Genomic DNA, 22,454 nt, shown 5'->3' with positions numbered 1-22,454 from the left:
TCGGTTTATAATATCCCCCACGCCCGAAACCTCCCCCTGCCCGTCATCTCCCGCAAGCCGAGTTCCAAAACGATCCGCCGCGCCGCCTGCGGCGTGACGTCCAGCGTCTTCGCCACCATCTCGGCCGACACCAATGGCTTCGCCATGACGAGTTCGACCAGCTCCGGCAGCTTTGAAGACGTTCGTCTTCCCGCCAATTTGCGTTCCATCATTTGCCGAGCGAGCGCCAGCCGGTCATGCTCCTTGAGGCCGATTTCGGCGGTGGCGATGAGGCCGTGGGCAATCGCCAGCAGCCGGGTTTCGCGGTGGCGATGACGGCGGCGATCGACGGGGATGGTTTTCAGGCCGAGGTTGATGGCAGCGAGGTGGGCACCTGACGTGATGCCAGCTTGCCGCAGGATGGAGGCGGCAAATAGCCGGCCTAGCCAGGACGCGTGCTGAAGCACAGAAAGTTCGTTCCAGGCATCGAGAGCAACGATGGCCCGCAGCACCGCTGGCAGGTCTTGCACCTGCCACAGGACGCCGCGCCATTCATCGAGCCGCGCGTCCTCGTCCCAGTCGAGATCATAGACCAGCGGATCGGCCGGAGCCCGGGCGGGCTTTTTGGCCCGTTCGATCGCGGCGTCAGAGCGCGCGAGGATCGCATCGATCGCGGCATAGTCGACGCCTGGCAGATCTTTCACGTCGTCACCATCATCCCCCTCCCCTTCCGCGTCGATCGCGACCGCCGGCCGAATAACTCCGGCCGGCGTCACCTCGTCCCCGCCGCACGACCCGATCTCCGAGGTTTTCCGCAGCGAGCGGATGCCATCGGCTGAGAGCGCCCAATCCAGGGATTGGCCGGCGATCCGCCGGCGGGTGCGCAGGACGTCGCGGGCGATGGTCAGCTCGTGGGTCGGCGTGCGAATATCGCGGGTGGCGTCATGGAGAACGAGGTCTTCCAGATGGACGAGCTCGCCGTCGATCCACAAGGAAGCGCAGGCATCGGCGAAGTGGGTGCGCTCAATCCAGCCAGCGCCAACCGGCGAGCGGGCAATCCGCTCGTCGAGACGGGTGAGCGCGATACCGGCTGTCGCTTTTACTTTGCGATTTCAAACGGCAGAACGTCATACGCCTGTTAGAGTTAGCGCGCAAAACTAGCCCCGATTGTTGCTAACGATTTCGATGGGGCTGTGATGCCAAAGCCATTTCAAAATCGTGGAATCGGCTCTGGCCCTTCCCAGGCAGACTGGTTGAAGGCATGCCGGACCGCCCGAGAGCTTGACCGGATCTTGGATGCGGGACGAGCCAAGAAAGACGCGATTGTCAGGGCGGCGGCTGAGCTTCACCTGACGACCCGACAAATCTATAATCTCTTGGCCCGATATCAGGCTGAGCGAAGAATAACAGCATTGCTGCCTCGGCTGCCTTCCGAGCGACGCAAGCGGCTATCGGAAACGGCGGAAGAGATTATCCGCACGACGTTGCGCGACCAGTGGATGATACTCGAAGCGCCGCCTCTTGCGCCGGTCGTTGCCGAGATCCGCGCCCGATGTGAGGAGGCGGGGCTCACAGCTCCCTCCTACGTAACGATTTCCCGCCGCATCCCCTCGTTGTTTTCGACCGAAGAGATCGCCAAAAAGCGATCGGCCAATCCAAAGCATCTGATGCGGCTCAAGCCGCGGCCAGGCTATATTCACGCGCCGAACCCGCTTGATGTCTGCCAGATCGACCATACCCCGACAGACATCAATTTCGTGGAGGTCATCAACAATGGCGGGCTTTTCATCGGTCGTCCGTATCTGACGGTAGTCACCGATGTCTCTACCCGCGCAATTCTCGGCTTCTGCCTTACCTTGGAGAAGCCATCTGTCTTGTCTGTTGCATTATGCCTAGCGCAGGCGATCTGCCGGAAAGATGGATGGCTCGCTTCTCGTTCTATCGACCACGCTTGGCCAATGTTCGGCCGCCCAAAGCTTCTACTCACCGACTCGGCCAAGGAGTTTAAGGGCAATGCGTTTCAGCTGGGCTGCGACGATTACGGCATTCGCATTCGCCATAGGGACCGCGGCAGAGTCCATCAAGGCGGTGTCGTCGAGCGATTGTTGGGCAAACTCAACGGGGTGTGCTGTCCACCTATCCCGGTTCGTCAGGGCGCTCCGTGGCAGATCGCGACGGATATCCGTCGGAACGGCGTGCATGCCTAAGCTTCCCCGAATTGGAGCGCTGTATAGCGCTGGCGATCCTCGATCATAACCAACAAGAAAATTCCAAAACGCTGAAAGTGCCGATCGCGGAGTGGCGAAACCGTAGCCCGGGATTGCCCGAGCGATCAGACGACCCAGATCGAGTACTTTTGTCGTTCCTACCATGCGCGGAGCGGCAATTGTCTCAGCAGGGCATCAGCATGTTTGCCTTGCATTACTATGCGCCTTGGCTCGCCCCCCTCGTTCCAGATCGCGACCGACTCGGGAAGCTTGAGGTTCGATACGATCCCCGTGATATCAGCCATATCTATGTTCGTGATCCGGAAACCCGATCGTTTCGAGCCGTCGAGCGACGCGATGGCAGCTTTGAGCCGATGACGCTCTGGGAACATGACGCTGATCGCGCGCAGTTGCGAGCTGCCAATCTCCGCTCAAGCATAGATAAGGTGGCCCTGCGCCGTGAAATCTCTGCCATCGCCGACGCCGCCAAACTCTCAAAACGGGAGAAGCGCGACGCCGTTCGCAGGGCACATGCGGCTTCAGCCCAAAAGCCCTATTCGACAAACGGCTCCGAAGAGACTCCGGCCCACAGAAATCACCCAGTGCGGCAGAAGAACCGGTTGCCGGTGGAAGACTGGTGAGCGGCATGTCTGATCATTTATTTGACCATGTACGTCCCATCCTCGATCTGAGAGATGACGAGCGCGTAGCCTATATGCGGGCCCCGAGGTGGATAGGCCATGAAATCGCGAGATACAGCCATCAACGACTGGCCGACTTGCTAGCCCGACCCGTCTCGCTGCGAACCCAGGGGCTAATGCTCGTCGGCCCGTATGCGAATGGGAAGACTATGATCGCGGAACGTTTCGCGGTCGAACACCTGCGCGCCTCGTTGAGCCAAAGGGTGTGGATCGTTCAAACGCGCGAGGGAGCCGGACTCGGCCATTTCTACGCCAGTATCCTTCAGGCCTTTCATGCGCCTGGTGGCGACATCTGGAATGTAAGCCGGAAGGCGGAGCAGTTGGATCACTTGCTGGCGAGCATCAAACCCAGGGTGTTGATATTTGACGAGTTCCACAATGCTCTTCGGGGACGATCCCGCGACGTCGAAGGAGTGTTTGCCTTTCTCCGGCGGATTGGCCGGCAATACGATATCTCTCCCGTTCTCATCGGCGAGGTCGCCATCTACGATTTCGTCAACGCCACAAGCGAGATGGCAACGCGCTTCGACCTGATTGCAATTCCAAGATGGCAATACGACGAGAGCTATCTGATGCTCTTGGACAGCCTCGAAGCGGCACTGCCGCTCGCGAAAGCCTCCGATCTGTCGGATGAAAAATTGGCTCGACGAATTTTCAATCTATCGGAAGGCTTGATCGGAGAGATTGTTGCCGTTGTTACCAAAGCTGCCGTGGCAGCGCTCCGCTCGGGGGCAGAACGCATCACCAAAGCCGGTATCGATGAACTTGGCTACATCCCAATTTCGCATAGACGCAACGCGGCGTTGCGAAAGCAACTGATTTGAATGAGAGAGAAACCAATGCTCCGCTCATCGAAATCCGCGAGCGCTATCGCCATGTGATTTCGGCAGGCTGGCCCATCACGGTTACGCCACAGCGCGACGAGCTGTTGTCGAGTTGGCTACACAGGCTTGCCTACGCCAACGGCGTGCCAGGGCGCGCTTTCGCCCGGGTACTTGGCCTCACGCCCGGAATGTGGTCGGCCAGGCTTGATTTGAATCTCTCGATTACCTTGGCAGACCAGTTGCATGAATATGCAGACATCGCATCTGACCAGCTCGCCGCTATGACGCTGCCGGACGGTATACCGAGGCAGCTATTCTTACCCCTCCACAAAATTCACCAACGATCCGGATCAACTTGGCTACAATTTTGCCCGCGCTGCCTTGCTACGGACGAGCATCCATACTTTAGAAGAGAGTGGCGGCTGGCAACCCGACTTACTTGCGAAAAACACAAAAGCAGGCTGCGAGATCGATGCACCGCCTGCAACCAGCCCGTGGCGGCCTTTGAACAGAGCGAGCTTAGGCCGCACCATTATTGTTCCCGCTGTGGTTACGACCTCCGTTACGCATCAACCATCTACCTGTGCCCGGCAGTGAGGAAGCTTGACCAATGCATCCATCAAATCTTTGGCTCCGATTTGATTGCCGGATTGCCGATCGACGGTCTGCTTGTTCGGCGGTTTTTGGAAATCCCTCAAAATACCGGTGTCCATCGGCGGAGGCTATTGACCGGCTTGTCCGCGTCATTTCGAGTCCGATGCTTCGAGAAACTTGTATGCCGCTCGAACGAAGGCGACATAGGCCGGTGGCATGTTCCTGGAGTTGGTAGGATGCCCACATCTCAGGTCACAAACGATAGCGGCCTCGCTCTTCTAACCCGAATGCTTTCAGATGCGCTTACGCCTAAACAGGGGCGTCCGACTGCAGGCGATCGCCGGCCAATTGTCGATCTTACGCACTTCCTCACAACAGCTCAGCAGATGAACCTAGCTTCGACGAGGCCGACGTCCCGCAGAAGGGACGCAACCGCGATCGTCCGTTGCCAATGTTGAAAACTTCAATATCCGTCCGTGTACTCTAGGCCCTGGTATAGCAGAACAGATGCCAGCATATGCTCCGGCCGTCGTGCGTTTACTGAAAATTAACGCCTCCACTCCAGAAACTGGAGTCTCTACGTCTAGGAGATCTCATTTGCCAGTTTCGCGCGCGCGTGCCCATGAAGAGTTTGTGAACGACGCCGTCGATCTGAGATCGGTGCCAACTCGGCGCTATGTTAGCCAGCATCCATTTATTCAAAGGCTCCGCAAGGCGGTGCCATTCGACTTTTTTGCTGTGTCGGGACTGGATTTGAACGGATACCGTTTCGGTAGCGGACACTCGATCGACACCGACCTGCCGCCAGCCTTCCTGGATGCATATTACGGCGACAACCTTCTCAAAACCGATCCTTTCGTTCGCGCGTCCCTGGCGGCGACAGACGTCATCATTGAAGAAAAGGTCTATGAGCAGTCGGCTCCGCCGCCGCGACTGATATACCTCACCCGCACCTTTGCGGTTTTGAACCGGACACTGTTTCCGATACGACGGGGCGATGTTCTATTCGGAGCTACAACTTTTTCGAGAACGACGCCATTCGATCAGGATGAAATCAGCTTCCTTAAGGAACAGGCTGAGGTGACGCACCGTGTCATTACGCGTCCGATTATGGAAAGGTTTTCTGCGCAAACACTGAAGCTGATCGATGGTGAAATTGCCTGTCTGCGATATGCGAGTCTCGGCAAAACCACCGATGATATCGCGAAAGCAAGCGGCTATACGCCCGATACAGTCAATAGCTATATCAAGACGGCTATCCGAAAACTTGGTGCAGACAACCGTGTTCACGCCATCGCAGAGGCGATCCGCCGCGGCTTGATTCATTAGTATTGCTGCGCCTTCAACCGCAAAGCAAATTCGCAACCGCGTGAGCATGGTTGTGTGCCTTCACGACAGCGCTTTCCTCATAAGCTACGAGCCAAATATTGAGCAAACCGCATAATTAATGGGCGAAAGCTCAATTGCGGATGCTGAGGTTCAGGATTTGGTAAGAATTCGCCCCTAAAACTGGGGGCGTCAGGACGAACGCATCCCTATAAAGTTCACCTTGCCCTGATAGTACCGTGTTCGACTTGCCCTGGCCCAATTGCCCGAAATCAAAATGGATGAGGCATACACGCTTGCGGCAGACAAGGAGTGTCTTGAGAATGATGTCTTTGAGTTTCTCTTCCGATGCCAAGGCCGTGTTGGCTGCAATGAGCAAGTCTCAAGCAGTGATCGAGTTCGACCTCACCGGAAAAATCCTGACGGCAAACGAAAACTTCTGCGCCGCGCTCGGTTACGAGCTGCACGAAATCACCGGTCAGCATCACCGTATGTTCGTTGACCCGACCGAGGCCGCCAGCGCCGAGTACCAGCAATTCTGGAACGAACTTGCCGCCGGCAGATTCGATCGCCGCCAGTACAAACGGATCGGAAAGGGCGGCAGGGAAGTCTGGATCGAAGCGTCCTATAATCCTGTGTCACGGGGCGGGAAACCCTATAAGGTCGTAAAGTTCGCGACAGACATCACCGAGCAGAAACTGAAGTCTGCCGAGGATGCAGGCAAGCTCGATGCCCTGTCGCGGTCTCAGGCCGTCATCGAATTCACGCCCACAGGCGAAATTCTCACAGCCAATCAGAATTTTCTGACTGTCCTCGGCTACGAGTTGGCCGAGATCCGGAGCAAGCATCATTCAATGTTCTGCGACAAGGCGTATGCCGCTAGCGATGAATACCGTCACTTCTGGGCCCGTTTAGCGCGGGGAGAGTTTGTCGCTGACGAGTTCTTGCGGATCGGCAAGGGTGGCAAAAAGGTGCATATCCAGGCTTCCTATAATCCGATCTTCGACATGAATGGGAAGGTCTTCAAGGTGGTTAAATTCGCGACCGATGTCACGGCTCGCGTGGAAAATGTAGACCAGCTTGCAGCGGCGCTGCAGAGCGTCGCGGAAGGCGACCTGACGCCACAATTATCGACGCCGTTTTTGCCGACGCTTGAGAAACTCCGCACGGATTTCAACATTGCGGCCGCAAAACTGCGCTCAGCCATGGAAGCGGTATCGCAAAACGCAGGCGCCATAGCGGCCGCGTCCCAGGAAATCCGATCTGCCTCTGATGACTTGTCGCGCCGGACGGAACAGCAAGCTGCATCCGTCGAGGAAACCGCGGCGGCACTCGAGGAAATAACGACGACTGTTTCCGATTCAAGCCATCGTGCGCAGGAAGCGGGAGGGCTTGTCCGCAAGACGAAGGAGAATGCCGAGCGCTCTGGCCTTGTTGTTCGCCAGGCTGTCGATGCGATGGGCAAGATAGAGTCGTCTGCGTCCGAGATCGCCAATATCATCGGTGTAATCGACGAAATCGCCTTCCAGACCAATCTTCTAGCCCTGAATGCCGGCGTTGAAGCCGCACGCGCAGGCGACGCGGGCAAGGGTTTTGCCGTCGTCGCCCAGGAAGTTCGCGAGCTTGCGCAGCGCTCAGCCAAGGCCGCCAAAGAGATCAAGGGGCTTATCGGCACCTCCAATGGGCATGTCAGGAGCGGTGTCGCGCTTGTCGGCGAGACCGGAAAGGTATTGGAGGAGATCGTCGGGCAGGTCGCTCAAGTCGATACGAATGTCGTCGCAATTGTCGAAGCGTCAAGGGAGCAGGCTACGGGGCTGAAGGAGATTAACACCGCCGTCAACACGATTGATCAGGGCACCCAGCAAAATGCTGCCATGGTCGAAGAAACATCCGCCGCCGCCCACAGCCTTGCAAAGGAAGCAGACGCGCTCTTCCAGTTGCTGTCGCAATTCAATATCGGCGCAGGCACGAATTCACGACGCTCAATGCCAACACCGGTATTGACTGCCTCTCGCCCTGTTGCTTCGCCAGCCCGACAGATGTTGGCGAAAGTATCAAATGCGTTTCACGGGAACGCTGCCATCAAGAACGACAGCTGGGAGGAGTTTTGATGTCCAACCTTTCGCGCAATATCAACGGTCAAACGACGCTCGACATTATCGCTTTCCAGCTCGGGGAGCAGACATTCTGCATCGAAACCACCTCCGTTCGCGAAATTCGCGGATGGGCGGCCTCGACACCTCTGCCACATTCCTCGCCGGAGATAGTTGGGATCATCAATCTGCGCGGGACCGTCATTCCGACGATCGATCTGTCGCGTAAGCTTGGCATGCGTTCGGGTGAGACAACGGAGAGAAGCGCCATCGTCGTGGTCGAGGTGAGCGGTAAGCCGATGGGACTGGTGGTCGATCAGGTGACAGATATGCTGTCTGTCACCGCCGATCAGTTACAGCCGACGCCGGATATTGCCGGCTCCTTCGACCGGTCCTGTTGCGAAGGTATCATTACCCACGTATCGGGCATGATCTGTTTTCTCAATCTGAATGCTATGTTCGCGCCTGCGGACGCGCTGGCAGCTTAGCGCGGTTTCAGCGCACGTTGGAGGCGAGATGTCTTAACGCCGCTTCAACGCATATCCACTAATGTAGTAATTCAACGGGGAAGATGCATTCCCATAGTACCGGCATGACGCCATTTATGGACTCCAGGGGGATCCTCATGCCGTCAATGCATTCAAACCGTGCCAAATGGGAGGCAATGGTCTGGCTCTTCGCGTTTGCGATAATCTACGCAGTGGCGCTTTTTTTTAACGCGCATGAAGCGCTTGATACATATTTTCGCACACATGAGCACTATGATCTCGACGAGATATTCACCGCGTTGAACATAGCTGGGGCTCTCGGTCTGATCTATTCGGTGCTTCGCATCAAGGACATGTCCCGAGAGATCCAGCGACGCCTGACGGCTGAGAAAAATGTCGACTGGATTGCCTGCCATGATCCCCTGACAGAGTTACCCAACAGGCGATACTTGGCCTCCACCCTCCTGAATCCGCAGATCATACCGTGCAAAGACGGGACTGCGATCTTTAGCATTGATCTTGACGGCTTCAAGAAGGTCAATGATCTTCTCGGGCACGATCAGGGAGATCGCGTCCTGAAAGTCGTGGCCGAACGACTGACCTCCATTTTCCCCGACGACAATGTCTATCGATTGGGAGGTGACGAATTTGTCGTGGTTATTGAGCGAAAGGGCAACCAGGATCTGACGGCCGTCGGAAAACGCATGGTCGCTGCAATCAGCAAACCAATCACAATAAATGGCGCCACCGTCGATATAGGATCGAGCGTCGGTTTTGCCCGCATCCCTGAAGATAGCAGGACACTGACAGAAGCGATTCAATATTCCGATTGCGCAATGTACGCGGCAAAGAAGACGGGCCGCAACGTCGTAAAGGCGTTCTTGCCGGCAATGCAGGAGGAGTTGATCCAGCGGATCCAGATGGAAGCGGATTTAAAACAGGCTTTGAAACTGAAGAAAATCCGCCCCTATTATCAGCCTCTCGTGGACCTGAAGACTCAACAAATCGTCGGATACGAAGCTCTTGCGCGTTGGGAGACTTCACCGGGAAAATTCGTGCCGCCGTGCGAATTCATTCCGCTGGCCGAGGACGCCGGATTGATTGTCGAACTCACTGAGCAATTGTTCCGTATCGCCTGCCAGGATGCTCTGTCGTGGGCCGCTCACACTGTTCTGTCGTTCAATATTTCTCCGGTCCAACTGAGTGATCGCCTGCTTGGACTTCGCCTCCTTAAGATTCTCGGCGAGGTCGGATTACCTGTCCATCGACTGGAAATCGAAGTCACCGAAAGCGCGCTCATTAACGACGCCGAAACGGCCCGCGGTGTTCTCGACGATCTTGTAAAATCCGGCATCAATATCGCACTGGATGATTTCGGAACCGGCTATTCCAGCCTCTCGCAGCTATCAAGCTACAAGTTCAATAAGATCAAGATCGACAGAAGCTTCGTGGCGACATTCGAAGACAGCGACCGGCAGGAGAAGGTCGTCCGCGCGATCATCGCACTCGGGATCGGGCTTGGGGTGAAGATCACCGCCGAGGGCATCGAAGACGAAACCCAACTCCGTCGCCTACAAGATCTCGGATGCGACATAGGCCAAGGCTATCTCCTCGGCAGGCCGTGCCCGATCGAAAATACGTTGAGGGTTGCCGAACCAGATCATGCAGAGTCTGGCGAGCGCGTTCTAGGCCATCATAAACGTCGATAAACGGAGGAATGGCGTCAATCGGTGTCTGCGTCGTCCTGTCCGCCGGAAGTGAGGTCGGCGAGATCTCTGTTGGCAGCATTCGACGCAATCCGGCTGCTCAGAAGTCCAGCATCCTCAAGTGCCTCGATGTTGGGAAGGTCACGCAGAGTCTGAAATCCAAACACCGACAAAAATCGGCTCGTTGTCACATAGGTATAGGGCGCACCGGGTGTCGGACTTCTAGGGCCTGAAACGATAAAGCCCGCATCTCGCAGGCCGGCGATCGTGTCACGACTGACCTCCTTGCCAAAAATCTCCGACAATTCAGCCCGGGTGATCGGCTGAAAATATCCCACCGCAGTCAACACCATTGTCTCGGTCTCGGAGAGCGGTGCTGCAATCGCTCTCGCCGGTGCGGTCGAAATGCGAATTGTCTCAGCAAACCGTGGTCGGGTGCGATGCTGCCATCCACCCGCGACCGAAACCAATTCGTATGGTCGGTCTCTAAGCTCATTGGAAAGGTCGTCGATCAGCAAATCAACGCTGCAGTCCCTGCCAACCACGGCTGCCAGCATCTCCCGGCTGACTGGTTCAGCCGAAGCAAAGATTACCGCCTCGACCCGCAGCATCCATTCTCGCCACCGCAACTCCGACGGCAAATCCTCAAGCTCGCGATCAAAAAGAACGTCCTGCCTTCGATCACGCGATAGCCGTCTTTTGGTTTGAGTTTCCGAGGATCTTGCCATCGTCATAACCCGTACATGCGGAATGATGAGCGGCCGGAAACTTCTCGTACAGCCTCGAAACTCTCCAGTCGCTCAAACAGTCGAGTGGCTGCCCAGCGTGACAGATTGCAGCCCGGCGCCGAGGCCGGAATCGCGTCTTCATTGAGTAGCTTTTGGATAACCGCCTTGCCCCCCTTGGTCCTCACCTTCGGCACTGCTGCCATCAACCGAGCGGCACGGCGATCAATGTCGGCGGCAGATTGGAGCGCCGCCTCGACGCTGCTGACCACCGCCAAGCAGATTGCCTTCGGATAAGCTGGCTCACCCGGCCGCACTCGGCCTCTTCCGCCGATGGTGCGGAATGCAGACCCGAACCGTACAGGTAGCAACAGGGGCACGGGTCTCGCCCATTTCAGCTTCCGGGCCAGAACGGTGTCTGCCAAAGCCAGAGCCAGGACCTCCGCGTCCGGACGAAGCGCCATGATCGCGGATACCAGATCGGCAATAGAAAGGGGGGCTGCGCGTGCTGACTGGATTGCTGCATCGGCGAGATCCGCGATCGAGGACAGATCCGTGTCCCATCGGATAGACAGAAGCTCGGCTAATTCCCCGACGAACGCAGTACCCGGCATGGCTGTTCGACGTGCCAGCATTCGTGTGGCTAGAAAGAGCTTTCCGGCCGGTCCCGGATCCCCATTCGCAGGTGTCAGCAAAACGGCATCGCGCAGCGCATCCTCGTCTTCATTCCGACCGAGCATGCGGGCCGCGACAGCGGCTGATTTAAGGGCCAGGCGATCGCGCCAGCTGCCGAGCCAGGGAGGATCGGCGCGTATCAAATCGTCGAGGGATTTCAGCGCGATACCGGCGGCGAATGCGGCATCAATTGCGTCGATGTCACGGCCATGTGCCAAAGTCCAGCCCGGCAGGTGAGCCGACCATGTCGTTGATGGAAGTTGCGCTGTGGTGATCGAGTCCATGCTCCGCAGCATAGTACAAGTGCGCGGTTTGTGCCACCAATATTGACTTAAACCGCACAGCTTGTCGTCGCCAAATAACGTCCGATAATCTTGCATTATCGGACGTCTTGCTCTTTATATAAAGAATGGCCCAAATCATCGAGCAAAACACCGAAATTGACGTCGAGGAGACCTCAGCGCCGTCTCTCAGCACAGCCTCCGGCGGCGATGTTTCCCCGCCAGAGGTGTCAGGTGAAAGTCCCCTCCCCTCCCTCGCTGCTCAGGATCAGACGCCCGCCCATCTTGCAAGCCTTGCTGATCGCGCCCGGGGTTATGTTGAAGCGGCCAGTTCCGCAAATACGCGCAAGGCTTATGCCTCCGACTGGAAGCATTTTGCTGCTTGGTGCCGGCGGTCCAATCTTGCTCCGCTCCCTCCGCATCCACAAACCGTCGGGCTATACATCACAGCCTGTGCTTCCGGCACGGTTGACCGAAGCACCAAGGCCAACTCTGTCTCGACCATTGAGCGACGCCTCTCCTCCCTCAGTTGGAACTATGCCCAGCGCGGTCTCTCGCTCGATCGCAAAGACAGGCATATCGCAACCGTAATGGCCGGCATACGCAACAGCCACGCCAAGCCACCGGTCCAAAAGGAAGCGGTCATGGCTGAGGATATCATAGCCATGGTCGAGACGCTCGATCGCGGCTCCCTGCGCGGCCTGCGGGATCGGGCAATGTTGCTCATCGGCTTTGCTGGCGGCCTTCGGCGCTCCGAGATCGTCGGCCTCGACCTGAAGGCCGACCAGACTGAGGACGGTCGCGGTTGGATCGAGATCCTCGACAAGGGCATGCTTATTACGCTGCGCGGCAAAACCGGATGGCGAGAAGTCGAGGTCGGTCGCGGCTCGACCGATACGACCTGCCCGGTCGCCGCAATCGAGACCTGGATCAAGTTCGCCAAGCTGGCTCATGGCCCTCTGTTTCGCCGTGTGACAGGGCAAGGGAAGGCAGTCGGGTCAGAGCGGCTGAACGACAAGGAAGTCGCTCGGCTTGTGAAAAGGTCCGCGATGGCCGCGGGCGTTCGAGGGGATCTCAGCGAACTTGAACGCGCCTTCAAGTTTTCAGGCCATTCCCTTCGCGCGGGCTTGGCCTCTTCCGCTGAAGTCGACGAGCGTTACGTCCAGAAACAGCTCGGTCATGCGTCGGCAGAGATGACCCGCAGATATCAGCGGCGGCGGGATCGCTTCCGCGTGAATCTGACCAAGGCATCAGGGCTTTAGGTGAGCCCTCCCCTACTCCGGAGTGAAATCGTAAGAGGATATTTCGGTGCCGAATTTCTCGCTTAGCGCTTCGATTGAAATCGGAAGCTAAAAGCCACACCCACTGGTTTAGACCCCTGGTACAATATGTATCAGGCTCTCGGAGATGCGAACAAAGAAATATTTGGCGATATATATCCAAAGGCGGCATATAGGGCTCGGCACGGTTATGAGGATATGAAAAAGTGCTATGCAGCTGAGGGAAAACCAATACCTGACGGGCTTAAGAAATCCTTCGAAGCTCTAGACCAAAAACCACCGGATCTGAAAACTGCATCGGACAGAATGGCCGAATACGAGCAAAGAGAGGTTGTTCAACCGGTATACGATCGATATCGGAAAACCTTCTCAATGATGGAGATGGGGAATAGCGTCTCGAAATGGGCGAAGGGTAGAGCGAACAGCCTTTTTGGCTCGGGATACAATGCCAGCCAGAATCTTTACGACATTCCGCTATCGACAACCTGCGGCGATCCTAACGTCATTCCATTCCAAGGTTCGATTTCGAACCGTGATCACAGAGTCGGATATTATAAAGACCTTATGAGCAGACTAGCTTCCCAGCAGGGTTGGACATGGTGACCAAAAGTTATGAAGAAGATTTCAGCCTTGCTGTTTGTTGTCATGATTGTTGCTTTCGGAGGTTACCTTATGTCTAGTCCGACCGATCCATCCAGAAGTGAGCCTCACAAAATTGAGGTCGGAATGGGAATGACCGTCCGAGATTTAATCGAACGTAACAATCTGAAAATGGGGCCGAGGGAGCCGCAGGGCTATGTAATCGACGTAGATTATCTAACCGATTGGATGCCAATCTTTTTCGACGATAACTGGATTGCCTTACGGGTTCTTGAAGGAGCACAAAGCTTCGATTTGCCTCCCGGACGCACTCTTCAAGTAACCCAGAGAGCTGGTCGTATTGATGGGCTCGCGTTTCGACCATTTGACCAGCCGCGTTCTTTGAGTGAGATGGGCGATTACATCGCAACTTTGATCGCTACCCTCGAGGAAAAAGGTTGGCAGCCGACTGTCCAAATCAAAATTCCTTCCAAGCCTGAAGATTTTGACTCGAACGGAAAAAGCCTGTTCGCGGAAATGAAATCGCCAACTGGCAGCTCTCTGCAAATGGACTTGAGAGACTACGGCCTCGCTCCGAAAAACGAGAGCTTCATTCTTTCGCTTGACCCGAACCAAACACCAACAGAGAAAAGCAAAACCTATCTCCTTCAGGTAACTGTCAGCAACTCTGAAAACGAGGTCAGCTACGGTGACCTGATATATCCTCGTCGTATTTACGAACTGGGTGAAGTGCAAAAAGAGCTGCCACTTCGTTATTGGATTGAAGACCCTGATTGGACTCCGGAGAAGGCAGGGATGATGCCCACGACACCAGAAGAGCGCGCTAACGCGGGGTCGTCAAAGTGGAAAATGCCGCCCAAATAGGCAAGGTGGAACTAAGTAATGTCCAGTCCCGTCGTTCGCAAAGGCCATATGCACTCCTGCCCAATGGTTGATCCAGAACCACATATCGGTGGGCCAGTGATATCGACACAACAAACGTTCGTCACGGTCGATGGCGTGCCTGTTGCGACCGTTGGAGATAGCCTGCTCTGCACCGGTGTGCCGACCATGTCGGATAAAATCACGGGCGGGTCATCAGTTGCTAGCATTCAGGGCAAGAAGATTGCCCGCGTGAGCGATGCTTGTGCACATGGCGGCCGTCTGGTTGAAGGTGTTCCGTGGATTACTTTCGAGTGAACAGTGTTTGGTACACCGGCCTCCAGCAGGCATGATGCATTGGAACTTCCCGATAGATAATCAATAGAATGAGCAGTGGCCATTTGACGAAAAACATACAGTCCTCCGAGTCTTCCGAGGCATCGCCGCAGTACCACGAAGACGAAATGTACGCGATCAACCGGGTTGACGCCGACCGACATGGCCAGAATGCCTGGAGGGTAAACTTTTCCCGTGGCGGCAAAACGTTTCAGATGACATTCAGTGATGGCACCTATGGCGGGAATGAACAGGCACTAATTGTCGCCAAGGCCTATCGAGATGCGGTTTTAAGCGTCGTGCCGCCTTTGACGAACAGGGACATGCGCATGCAGGTGCGCAAGAACCGTTCTGGAGGAAGCAATCTGCCTGGCGTCTATTACGTCCAGCCCGGTAAACATTATAAAGACGGCGCATGGATCGCCCGGATTGAGGTGCAGGTTGAGGATCATGGAAACGCCTCTGCAACAAAAAGACGCCGTAAAGCTATCTCTCGGACGTTCAACATCTGCAAATACGGTTACGACGAAGCGAGACGGCTTGCGGAAGAAGAGCGAATCCGCATGGTGCTTGCTGTCGACGACGGCGACGAACCTGCTCTTCCCAGTCCAGACGCGCTGGCGCTGCATCGAAAATTGAGCGATACGGAAGATTGATAATAGACACGTGAGCCGTAAAGGCCATGCGCAGGCCAATAATCTCCTCAGCTTCGGCCGCATCCGCAATGGCGGACGAAGGCAAGTGCCTAAGTCTCGTGGCAAACGCCAACTAGACTTTCTTTCGCCGAGAGAGTTGAGAAATTGGCCCCCGATCCAATGCTGCCGCGAGCTTGCGCCAATCGCTACCACCCATACCGGGCATTCGCAGGATTTCAGCGCTCGAGAGATGAGCCATTTCCTCCAACGTTTCATAACCATGCTGGTTGAGCATGATGACTGTGGTGGGCTTCATCTTGATATCGGAGAGTGATTTCTGATCGTCTGTCATTCCGCCACGATCCGAAAAATTTATTCCGCTTGCAATATGCAGATCTGCACCTGCATTGGCGCTTGCCACGATCTTGACCGCCGAACCGAAGGATGTCGAAACCGTGGGCACTGCAAGCCATTGAAATTATGGTTAATATGTTCTTAAACGAAAGCTATTGAGGCCTTCGGATGCAATACTTCGTATAGCCGAGAGTTGGTCGTGTAACCATCGATAAGTAACCCTTATCGATGGTAGTTGATTTCGCGGCGCAAATCACTGAAAATCGCTGTTAACATCGGTCATCAAGGCCGCATGAATCCGGTTTTTTGGAGCGCCCGTGGCAAAAACATCGCTAAACGCCGTCGAACGCCGCGCCGAAGAGCTCGACACTATCGCCGCCGTCCTGCCACTTGAGCGTCGCGACGAGCTCGCTGAGCTATTGACCGATGAGGACGTTGAAACGCTACGCCATCTCGTCAACCAGGGAATGGGCGACAATACGCTAAGAGCGCTGACCTCCGACCTCGCCTATCTTGAAGCCTGGGGCCTGGCCGCGACCGGACAGTCGTTACCATGGCCAGCACCCGAGGCACTATTGCTCAAATTCGTCGCCCATCATTTGTGGGATCCGGAAAAGCGTGCAGGCGACCCCAACCACGGCATGCCCGTCGATGTTGACGAGAATCTCAGGCACCAGGGTTTTTTAAAATCCATCGGTCCGCACGCGCCTGATACGGTGCGTCGCAGGCTGGCCAGTTGGTCCACGCTCACCAAATGGCGCGGTCTTAACGGCGCTTTCGCCTCCCCTGCCCTCAAACAGGCGATCCGGTTGGCGGTTCGTGCCGTTCCACGAACGCGCCGTCGTAAAAGCGCCAGGGCGGTGACCGGCGATATCCTTCAAAAATTGCTGGCGACTTGCGCAGATAACAATCTGCGCGACGTTCGTGATAGGGCGATACTGATGGTCGCCTTTGCCTCGGGTGGTCGTCGACGCAGTGAGATTGCCTCATTGCGCGTCGAGCAACTAACCGTCGAGGCTCCCATCGAAGTGCCCGACAGCCCTCCCCTCCCCTCTCTCGCTATCCATCTCGGCCGGACGAAAACAGCCACCGGCGAACAAGATGAGATCGTCTACCTGACGGGCCAGCCTGTGGAGGCGCTCAATGCCTGGATGGCAGTCGCAGGCATTGAAAAGGGCAGCGTGTTTCGAGCGATTGGCAGGTGGAATACTGTTTCGAAGCGGGCGCTCGACCCGCAGTCGATCAATGCCATTCTCAAGCAGCGAGCCAAAATGGCCGGGTTGGAGCCTGGGGAGTTTTCGGCGCATGGCCTACGGTCGGGCTATCTGACGGAAGCCGCGAATCGCGGCATCCCCCTCCCCGAAGCAATGGAACAGTCGCGCCATCGATCGGTACAGCAGGCTTCGAGCTACTACAATAATGCGACAAGGAGGAGCGGTCGGGCGGCCCGTCTCCTTTAACTCCGGATGATTTTTTCGTCACCGCGCATAGGCCGATCAAGTATCGGAGTTATCTCGGAAAGGCAGGGAGCGAATTCAAGACGATGTTTCGTCGTTTCGATGCCTGCATCATAATCGATTAGCACACACATGAAGTGCCGCGATTTGCAGCTATTCCCCTGGTGGATCAGTTCCGCAGCGGTTGGGGACACGCTGTGGCTGAAAATGCTTTATTAACCATGTTAAGCCCAAGGAGGCTGATAAATTGGCGCGAAAAATGACTGCACTTTTAATCGGCAACGCGAATTATCCTGATGGGAATGGCTTGGCTAACCCCGTTAACGACGCCATGGATCTGGCACAGAAGCTGCGCGCCTATGGTTTCGAGACCATCATCGCGACCGATGCGTCCTCGCTCAGAATGAAAAAAGAGCTCAAGAAGTTTCGCGTCGCGCTGGATGAAAGCGACGTCGGCCTGTTTTTCTTTGCTGGTCATGGGATGCAAATCGAAGGGGTCAACTACCTCCTTGCGAACGATACCGACATGGAAACCGAGGAGGACGCCCAGCACAGTTCGTTGTCTCTTGATCTAGTCGTCAGCAAAATGGCCAAATCCAAGGCCTCGACCAAGATCATCATCCTTGATGCGTGCCGAAAGAACCCCTGGGAGCGACGGTGGGACCGTGCGCCGGGTGCGCGAGGGCTGGCGTCAGTCTACGCTCCCAAAGGTACGATCATCGGCTTTGCAACATCACCGGGCGAAGTCGCATCAGACGGGACAGGTAGGAATGGCACTTATACAGCCGCGCTGTTGCAGCATATCGACATACCCGACACGTCGATCGAGACGATGTTCAAGCGCGTTAGAAACGAGATTGCCGCGGCGACAATGGGCAAGCAGACGTCTTGGGAGCACACGTCGCTCTCGGACGAATTTTATTTCAACCTGAGCGTCACCAAGCTTGTTGACGAGTATGATGGCTCCGCGCTCGCCGATGGTCTATTCGTTATCGATGCCTCGAAGAAATCGCATGAGATCATTACGGCACTTCGCTCACACAACTACTATACACAAAACCCGGCGATCGACCTGTTGACCGCCACAACGACGTCGAAAATCAACAAGAACAATCTGTTCGTGATCGGCCGCAATATCTACCAGGCGGCATGCGGTAACGCACACGGCGCTGTCGCATTCATCAGTGATTTTGCAAGTCGGACTTCATCGTATCCGCCAGAGAAGCGTAAAGCGTTGCTGGACGGGATGCTCTTTGAAATCTTCTTCAATGGGAAAGGTGAACTGCGCGAAGACATCAAGGAGGGGTATTTCAGCGAATTGTTCGCGCTGCAACGCCACCCTCCCCTTAAATCGAGTTTCGGGTTTATCGCCGACGTTCTCGCTGCTGCCAGAGCAGATTTTTACGCCTTGCCGGGCAAGGGTCATGAGGTCGCAGTGACGATAGCGACGAAAGCAAGAGACGATCGAACGTTCGTTGAAGCTATTTATGTCGGCGCATTAAACGTCCTGCGACAGGAGGGCGAGATTTGGGAGACATCCAGTGGGAAGCAGCATCATTATTCACTTTGGCCAACCGATCTTGAGGCGTTGCTGTCTTCAGAGATGGTCGTCCCGGCCCATCTCCTGAAAGTGACCTATACGCCGCCCCTCGTGGACGGATTCCAGCGTCTCAGTTTTCCCATGGGGTGTACAGTCCGCAAAGCCTAGCCAAACGCCTCCCTAACGGTATCGCCGCCGCTGCCGGCGTCCTAGCAACCATCCAGGCGGCAAAATCCGCTGTGACTGGGAGAAACCGGTAAACAGTCCGCCTGAGATGAAAGCTTCCGCGGCGCTCTCGATCACGTGGCAGCTCCTCGCTAGCGCGTGTCTGTCGCGTGCTTCCAATGCATCGCTTTCCAGAAGCCTCTGCCAAAATGGCAATTGGCCGATCGCGAGAGACATATTGGCGCTCAGCACGGGCACACCACGCTCGCCGAGTTTTGAAAAATATCGCCGCGCTTCAGCATACGCCGCTGTGTTCGCGAGGTCTGCAACTGAACCGGCACGCGTTTCTCGCGCCCGGTCCATCGGATAACGGCGGATGAGCGCTTCCGCCCAGAGGAGGGCACCATCCGGGAGCCATTCATACCAATCGGCAAGATTACGGGGCCAATCATGTAGATCTTCGAGGTGGCCGCTTCGCAGGAGTACCGAACCCGCTATGGCTGCTGCGACCGGAGATTGGCGCTTTTCGCGCAGTGTCTCGCCCAGTATATCACGGCGCACCGCCATCCGGCCGGCGCTGCCGAGGTCAGTCAGAATCTCCGCGTTCTGTATATCTTCCAGCTGCGTCCATATATGATCTTCCGTGCAAGGAGGGCCAAGTCGAGCGCTCAAGCCTTCGACGACCCACCCTTCGTCCGCTTGAACCTGCATATCGATATCAAGGCGTATTGGAGTAGCTACCAGCAGATCACGAGGAATGGCAACCGACAATTCTGAACCCGAAGATCGGGTCGTGCTGATCCATACGACATCGCCTGCCCCTGGTGCGATCGTGAGATCGATCCATGCGCTGACGGAGGTTTCATAGGCGTTGGTCCAGGCCTGCGTGACAGTGACCGCGCTGGCATCGGTTACACTTCCTGATGCGATGTTCAACACCCGCACACTGTCGATCCAAGTATCAGCAACGTCATCGTCGCCTAATATCTGATCCATAATGTCAAAGTTTGAGAGATCTGGAAGACCTTTGGTTTGCGAGGATTGCCGAATTGCCGAAATGGTCCTTTCGGAGGTTAGAACGTATTCGTCGGTCAGGTTCGCCGAACGCGATGCGATAAGATTTTCGACGCTGCGGTTCGCGGCGGACGGTTCTCCGGCAGATGCCCCGTCAGCAGGAAGTGCCTTGACGGCGACAAGCATTTCTCCGTCATAAGGGTCGCCTGCCGGCGTTACCGGCTGCAACCTTGTTGTTGTCTGCTCAAGCAGAAGCTCGCGAACGCGTTGCTTGACATGGCTTTCCAGTCTGCCGAAGCGAAGCGTGAGCGGATCACTCGTGTCGTCATATGGGCGGTAGTCTGGTGGAACTCCGTCCAGAGCTTCCAGCAACGCTTGGCCGAAAATCGTCTGGCCTGCGCCGCGCACCTGGTAGGATTGGAACAGCTGGCGCGTCGACAATAGACTAAGCATCGCCTCGGGCGATTTGGGCTGATCTGGATCCGGCTGAAGTATTTCACTTCCAACAATGTGGAGCCGCTTCGCGATTTCTGGCGCGTTCCGGCAGGCGTCGATCAAAAAAAGGCCACGATCAATCCCGTAGGTCTTGATGGCGCGAACCAGACCGTCGTGGGAGATAGCCAGATCTGCGCGGTTGGGATCGTCCGGATTGAGGATGTCGCTGGACAAAAGGGCAGGGGAGCCAAGATGTTCGACGCCATGTCCGGAAAAAAAGAACAACGCAACGTTTTCGCTTTGTTTCCGGCCGTCACGACGAATGTCTCGCGCCCAGTCGATAACCAGCGCCCGCGATGGCTCGAAACAAGCACTGGCATAGTGGCCGTCTGTCAAGGCATCGACCTCAGACACCTCGGCTTCTGACGGCGCTAGCGCGAGCCTGCAACTCTTGATCCTGCAGCCGGCGATCGACCCCATTGACTTCAACGCAGCAAACAACTTCGCACTGGTCAGCGCAGACAGCTCCAACTGTCCAAGGCCTCCGTTGTCTGACGCAAGCTCCACCGCGTCGCCACCTGCAAGATGCGGGTAGGCGCTGATGCCGACGATCATGACATGGGCGCCGTTGTCGACAGCGTCGCTTTCGATCCAACGACCAGGCTTTTCTGGGTCAATACGCAGCATGTGAAATTTCCGTCACTTTCAATTTCGTTCTCAGAGGACGTCGTGGATGGCCTGGAAAAAGCTTGGGCGGGCCAGAAACCCGGTATGCGCAAAGGCGAGACCGTAACCAGTGTCGTAAGCCTGATCCTCCACTCCGTTGAAGACCGGAGACATGACGAAGCCGACCAAGTCATTGGTGTCGTAAAAATTGGTCCAGGCTTTGACGCGATCAGGCCGATCCAGCTTTCCGGGCGACGAGCGGTCGGGTTGGCCATGAAGGAGCTGAAGCTCAGCAAAAAACGAAACCTGGGAGCCGCACGATATCCAGTGATCAACTTCCAGATCTTGGAGGAGGGGATCAGCTTTCGCGAAATAGGTGATCGCGTCGTAGAAGAGCTGACCACCCATCGAGTGGGTAACGGCGACGATCTTCTCGCCTGTTTCCTTCTTTCGATTTTGCGCCAGCCGCAATGCCCGCAGCACCGCGAGTGGAACCTCGCCCGGATTTTCGGCGGTACCGCGCTCGTTGAGGTAGGTCAGCACATCGCCAATGAAATACGCGACAAATTCATTGACCGTCGGACGCAGCTCGGCAAAGGCGGTCGAGACGGCGTCAAAAGGCCAGCTTGCCGCACGCCGCATTGTTTCACCTGCTCTTGACAACCAGTTCACCGCCCCTCCCATGCCTATAAGATTGGGCCCGTTTAGCCGTTGCTCGACCAGCGTCATCATTTCGGTAATGCGGGCATCGTCAGTCCGATTTCGAGCTGCGACAGCGTCCCAGGCATCGGCAACACTTGCAGCAGCGTCGGCCAATGAACCAAGGTCAGGCTCGTCTGCAACCGGATCGCTGCCCGATCGCACTGGGTAAATTGCAAGGTAGAGATCAGCAAGAAAATCGGCGCGTCTCGATCTCGCAATTGACGCCAGAGGTGGTGCGACGTTTGGCAGCGAGCCTTGCGGTCCGCCGATCACAGGGCCCTGCTGCGGAGCCGGGACGAGTCGATCGAGTGGCGATTGCGGCCCGGCGCTGCGGAGTGATCCGAGGCCGGCATAGCCATCAGCCGCCCCCATCCCCAGTAGAGCTGTCTGCGGCCGGGATTGCAGATCGCACCTGAATTTCGCGGCCTTATTGCCCCAGTAGACGGGCTCGTAGCCAATGGTAGCGCCATCGACCTCCAGTTTGGGCTGAAGCCACCGTCGGAACGATTTCCCCAGTTCGATCCCTTGCCGTTCGTCACGCACTTTAACGCCGTGGATATAGATGACTGTCATGAAGGCCTCCATTGGAGAGATCATTTCAGCATCGACAATTCCCATCAAGCGAATAAAATTTCGTCTACAACCTGGTTCGTGATTCCCAGTGTCCCTGTTCGTTTCGGCAACGAGGTGGCTTTACAACTGTAAAGTTTCTGGGTGTCCCCACCGCGCGGGCTTTACAATTGTAAAGTTTTCGAGTCCGGCGCAGAATCGCTTTTGATGTGCCCGGCGGCGGGCGGCGTTAACGAGTGG

At 56.2% G+C, this 22,454-nt stretch carries 18 protein-coding genes and 2 pseudogenes; 14 read left to right on the top strand and 6 right to left on the bottom strand.

Going from position 1 to position 22,454, the window contains the following annotated elements:
• Window positions 1-5 precede the first annotated feature (5 nt).
• Window positions 6-1,070 (bottom strand): annotated as a pseudogene (locus tag BS627_RS03825) (RHE_PE00001 family protein); the annotation flags it as partial.
• Window positions 1,071-1,175: 105 nt separating this feature from the next.
• On the opposite strand from BS627_RS03825, the pseudogene BS627_RS03820 reads away from it, so the two are divergent.
• The 7 genes and pseudogenes from BS627_RS03820 (at window position 1,176) to BS627_RS03790 (ending at window position 9,921) form a co-directional block, all read left to right on the top strand.
• Window positions 1,176-2,827 (top strand): annotated as a pseudogene (locus BS627_RS03820) (Mu transposase C-terminal domain-containing protein).
• A gap of 5 nt (window positions 2,828-2,832) precedes the next feature.
• Window positions 2,833-3,711, top strand: a complete 879-nt coding sequence (locus BS627_RS03815) for a TniB family NTP-binding protein (RefSeq protein ID WP_077981954.1) — start codon at window positions 2,833-2,835, stop codon at window positions 3,709-3,711.
• A 53-nt stretch (window positions 3,712-3,764) separates the two neighbouring features.
• Window positions 3,765-4,763, top strand: coding sequence for a TniQ family protein (locus BS627_RS03810; RefSeq protein ID WP_245306999.1), 999 nt, complete (start codon window positions 3,765-3,767; stop codon window positions 4,761-4,763).
• A gap of 139 nt (window positions 4,764-4,902) precedes the next feature.
• Window positions 4,903-5,634 (top strand): helix-turn-helix transcriptional regulator, encoded by a 732-nt coding sequence (locus tag BS627_RS03805; protein ID WP_245306990.1) that lies wholly within the window; start codon window positions 4,903-4,905, stop codon window positions 5,632-5,634.
• A 320-nt stretch (window positions 5,635-5,954) separates the two neighbouring features.
• A complete protein-coding gene (locus BS627_RS03800; RefSeq protein ID WP_077981952.1) occupies window positions 5,955-7,742 on the top strand; it encodes a methyl-accepting chemotaxis protein in 1,788 nt (595 codons plus the stop codon).
• The gene (locus BS627_RS03795) at window positions 7,742-8,212 is read left to right on the top strand and encodes a chemotaxis protein CheW (protein ID WP_077981950.1); all 471 of its coding nucleotides are present in this window, start codon (window positions 7,742-7,744) and stop codon (window positions 8,210-8,212) included. The genes BS627_RS03800 and BS627_RS03795 overlap by 1 nt, the downstream gene beginning before the upstream one ends.
• Window positions 8,213-8,349: 137 nt before the next feature.
• Window positions 8,350-9,921: a putative bifunctional diguanylate cyclase/phosphodiesterase gene (locus tag BS627_RS03790; RefSeq protein ID WP_077982009.1), complete on the top strand. Its 1,572-nt coding sequence runs from the start codon at window positions 8,350-8,352 to the stop codon at window positions 9,919-9,921.
• Window positions 9,922-9,935: 14 nt separating this feature from the next.
• On the opposite strand, the gene scpB is transcribed toward BS627_RS03790, so the two are convergent.
• The gene (gene scpB / locus BS627_RS03785; RefSeq protein ID WP_420836194.1) at window positions 9,936-10,646 is read right to left on the bottom strand and encodes an SMC-Scp complex subunit ScpB; all 711 of its coding nucleotides are present in this window, start codon (window positions 10,644-10,646) and stop codon (window positions 9,936-9,938) included.
• A gap of 2 nt (window positions 10,647-10,648) precedes the next feature.
• Window positions 10,649-11,602, bottom strand: a complete 954-nt coding sequence (locus BS627_RS03780; RefSeq protein WP_077982008.1) for a DUF1403 family protein — start codon at window positions 11,600-11,602, stop codon at window positions 10,649-10,651.
• A gap of 125 nt (window positions 11,603-11,727) precedes the next feature.
• Here BS627_RS03780 and BS627_RS03775 point away from each other — a divergent pair, with 125 nt between their 5' ends.
• The 5 genes from BS627_RS03775 to BS627_RS03755 all read left to right on the top strand — a co-directional run bounded on the left by BS627_RS03775 (window position 11,728) and on the right by BS627_RS03755 (window position 15,332).
• Window positions 11,728-12,861 carry a site-specific integrase gene (locus tag BS627_RS03775; RefSeq protein WP_077981948.1) on the top strand — a complete coding sequence of 378 codons (1,134 nt, stop codon included), beginning with the start codon at window positions 11,728-11,730 and terminating at the stop codon, window positions 12,859-12,861.
• A 126-nt stretch (window positions 12,862-12,987) separates the two neighbouring features.
• Window positions 12,988-13,482: a DUF2515 family protein gene (locus BS627_RS03770; protein ID WP_077981947.1), complete on the top strand. Its 495-nt coding sequence runs from the start codon at window positions 12,988-12,990 to the stop codon at window positions 13,480-13,482.
• A gap of 9 nt (window positions 13,483-13,491) precedes the next feature.
• Window positions 13,492-14,343 carry a hypothetical protein gene (locus tag BS627_RS03765; RefSeq protein ID WP_077981946.1) on the top strand — a complete coding sequence of 284 codons (852 nt, stop codon included), beginning with the start codon at window positions 13,492-13,494 and terminating at the stop codon, window positions 14,341-14,343.
• Window positions 14,344-14,361: 18 nt separating this feature from the next.
• Window positions 14,362-14,658 carry a PAAR domain-containing protein gene (locus tag BS627_RS03760; protein WP_077981945.1) on the top strand — a complete coding sequence of 99 codons (297 nt, stop codon included), beginning with the start codon at window positions 14,362-14,364 and terminating at the stop codon, window positions 14,656-14,658.
• Between the two features lie 146 nt (window positions 14,659-14,804).
• Window positions 14,805-15,332 (top strand): AP2 domain-containing protein, encoded by a 528-nt coding sequence (locus BS627_RS03755; RefSeq protein WP_077981944.1) that lies wholly within the window; start codon window positions 14,805-14,807, stop codon window positions 15,330-15,332.
• Window positions 15,333-15,444: 112 nt separating this feature from the next.
• Here BS627_RS03755 and BS627_RS03750 read toward each other — a convergent pair whose 3' ends face one another.
• Complete coding sequence (locus tag BS627_RS03750) at window positions 15,445-15,732, bottom strand: helix-hairpin-helix domain-containing protein (RefSeq protein WP_338065686.1); 288 nt, start codon at window positions 15,730-15,732, stop codon at window positions 15,445-15,447.
• Between the two features lie 250 nt (window positions 15,733-15,982).
• Here BS627_RS03750 and BS627_RS03745 point away from each other — a divergent pair, with 250 nt between their 5' ends.
• Together BS627_RS03745 and BS627_RS03740 are read left to right on the top strand one after the other, a co-directional pair.
• Window positions 15,983-17,125 (top strand): site-specific integrase, encoded by a 1,143-nt coding sequence (locus BS627_RS03745; protein ID WP_165691119.1) that lies wholly within the window; start codon window positions 15,983-15,985, stop codon window positions 17,123-17,125.
• Between the two features lie 256 nt (window positions 17,126-17,381).
• On the top strand, window positions 17,382-18,830 hold the full coding sequence (locus BS627_RS03740) for a caspase family protein (RefSeq protein ID WP_077981943.1): 1,449 nt from the start codon (window positions 17,382-17,384) through the stop codon (window positions 18,828-18,830).
• Window positions 18,831-18,842: 12 nt separating this feature from the next.
• Here the strand turns inward: BS627_RS03740 and BS627_RS03735 are convergent, their stop codons facing one another.
• Window positions 18,843-20,963, bottom strand: coding sequence for a caspase family protein (locus tag BS627_RS03735; protein ID WP_077981942.1), 2,121 nt, complete (start codon window positions 20,961-20,963; stop codon window positions 18,843-18,845).
• Window positions 20,964-20,993: 30 nt separating this feature from the next.
• Window positions 20,994-22,217, bottom strand: a complete 1,224-nt coding sequence (locus BS627_RS03730) for a hypothetical protein (RefSeq protein WP_131829400.1) — start codon at window positions 22,215-22,217, stop codon at window positions 20,994-20,996.
• Window positions 22,218-22,454: the final 237 nt, after the last annotated feature.

The organism is Agrobacterium salinitolerans, assembly GCF_002008225.1.
Taxonomy (GTDB): Bacteria; Pseudomonadota; Alphaproteobacteria; order Rhizobiales; family Rhizobiaceae; genus Agrobacterium; species Agrobacterium salinitolerans.
This window is presented reverse-complemented; position numbering and strand designations above follow the sequence as displayed.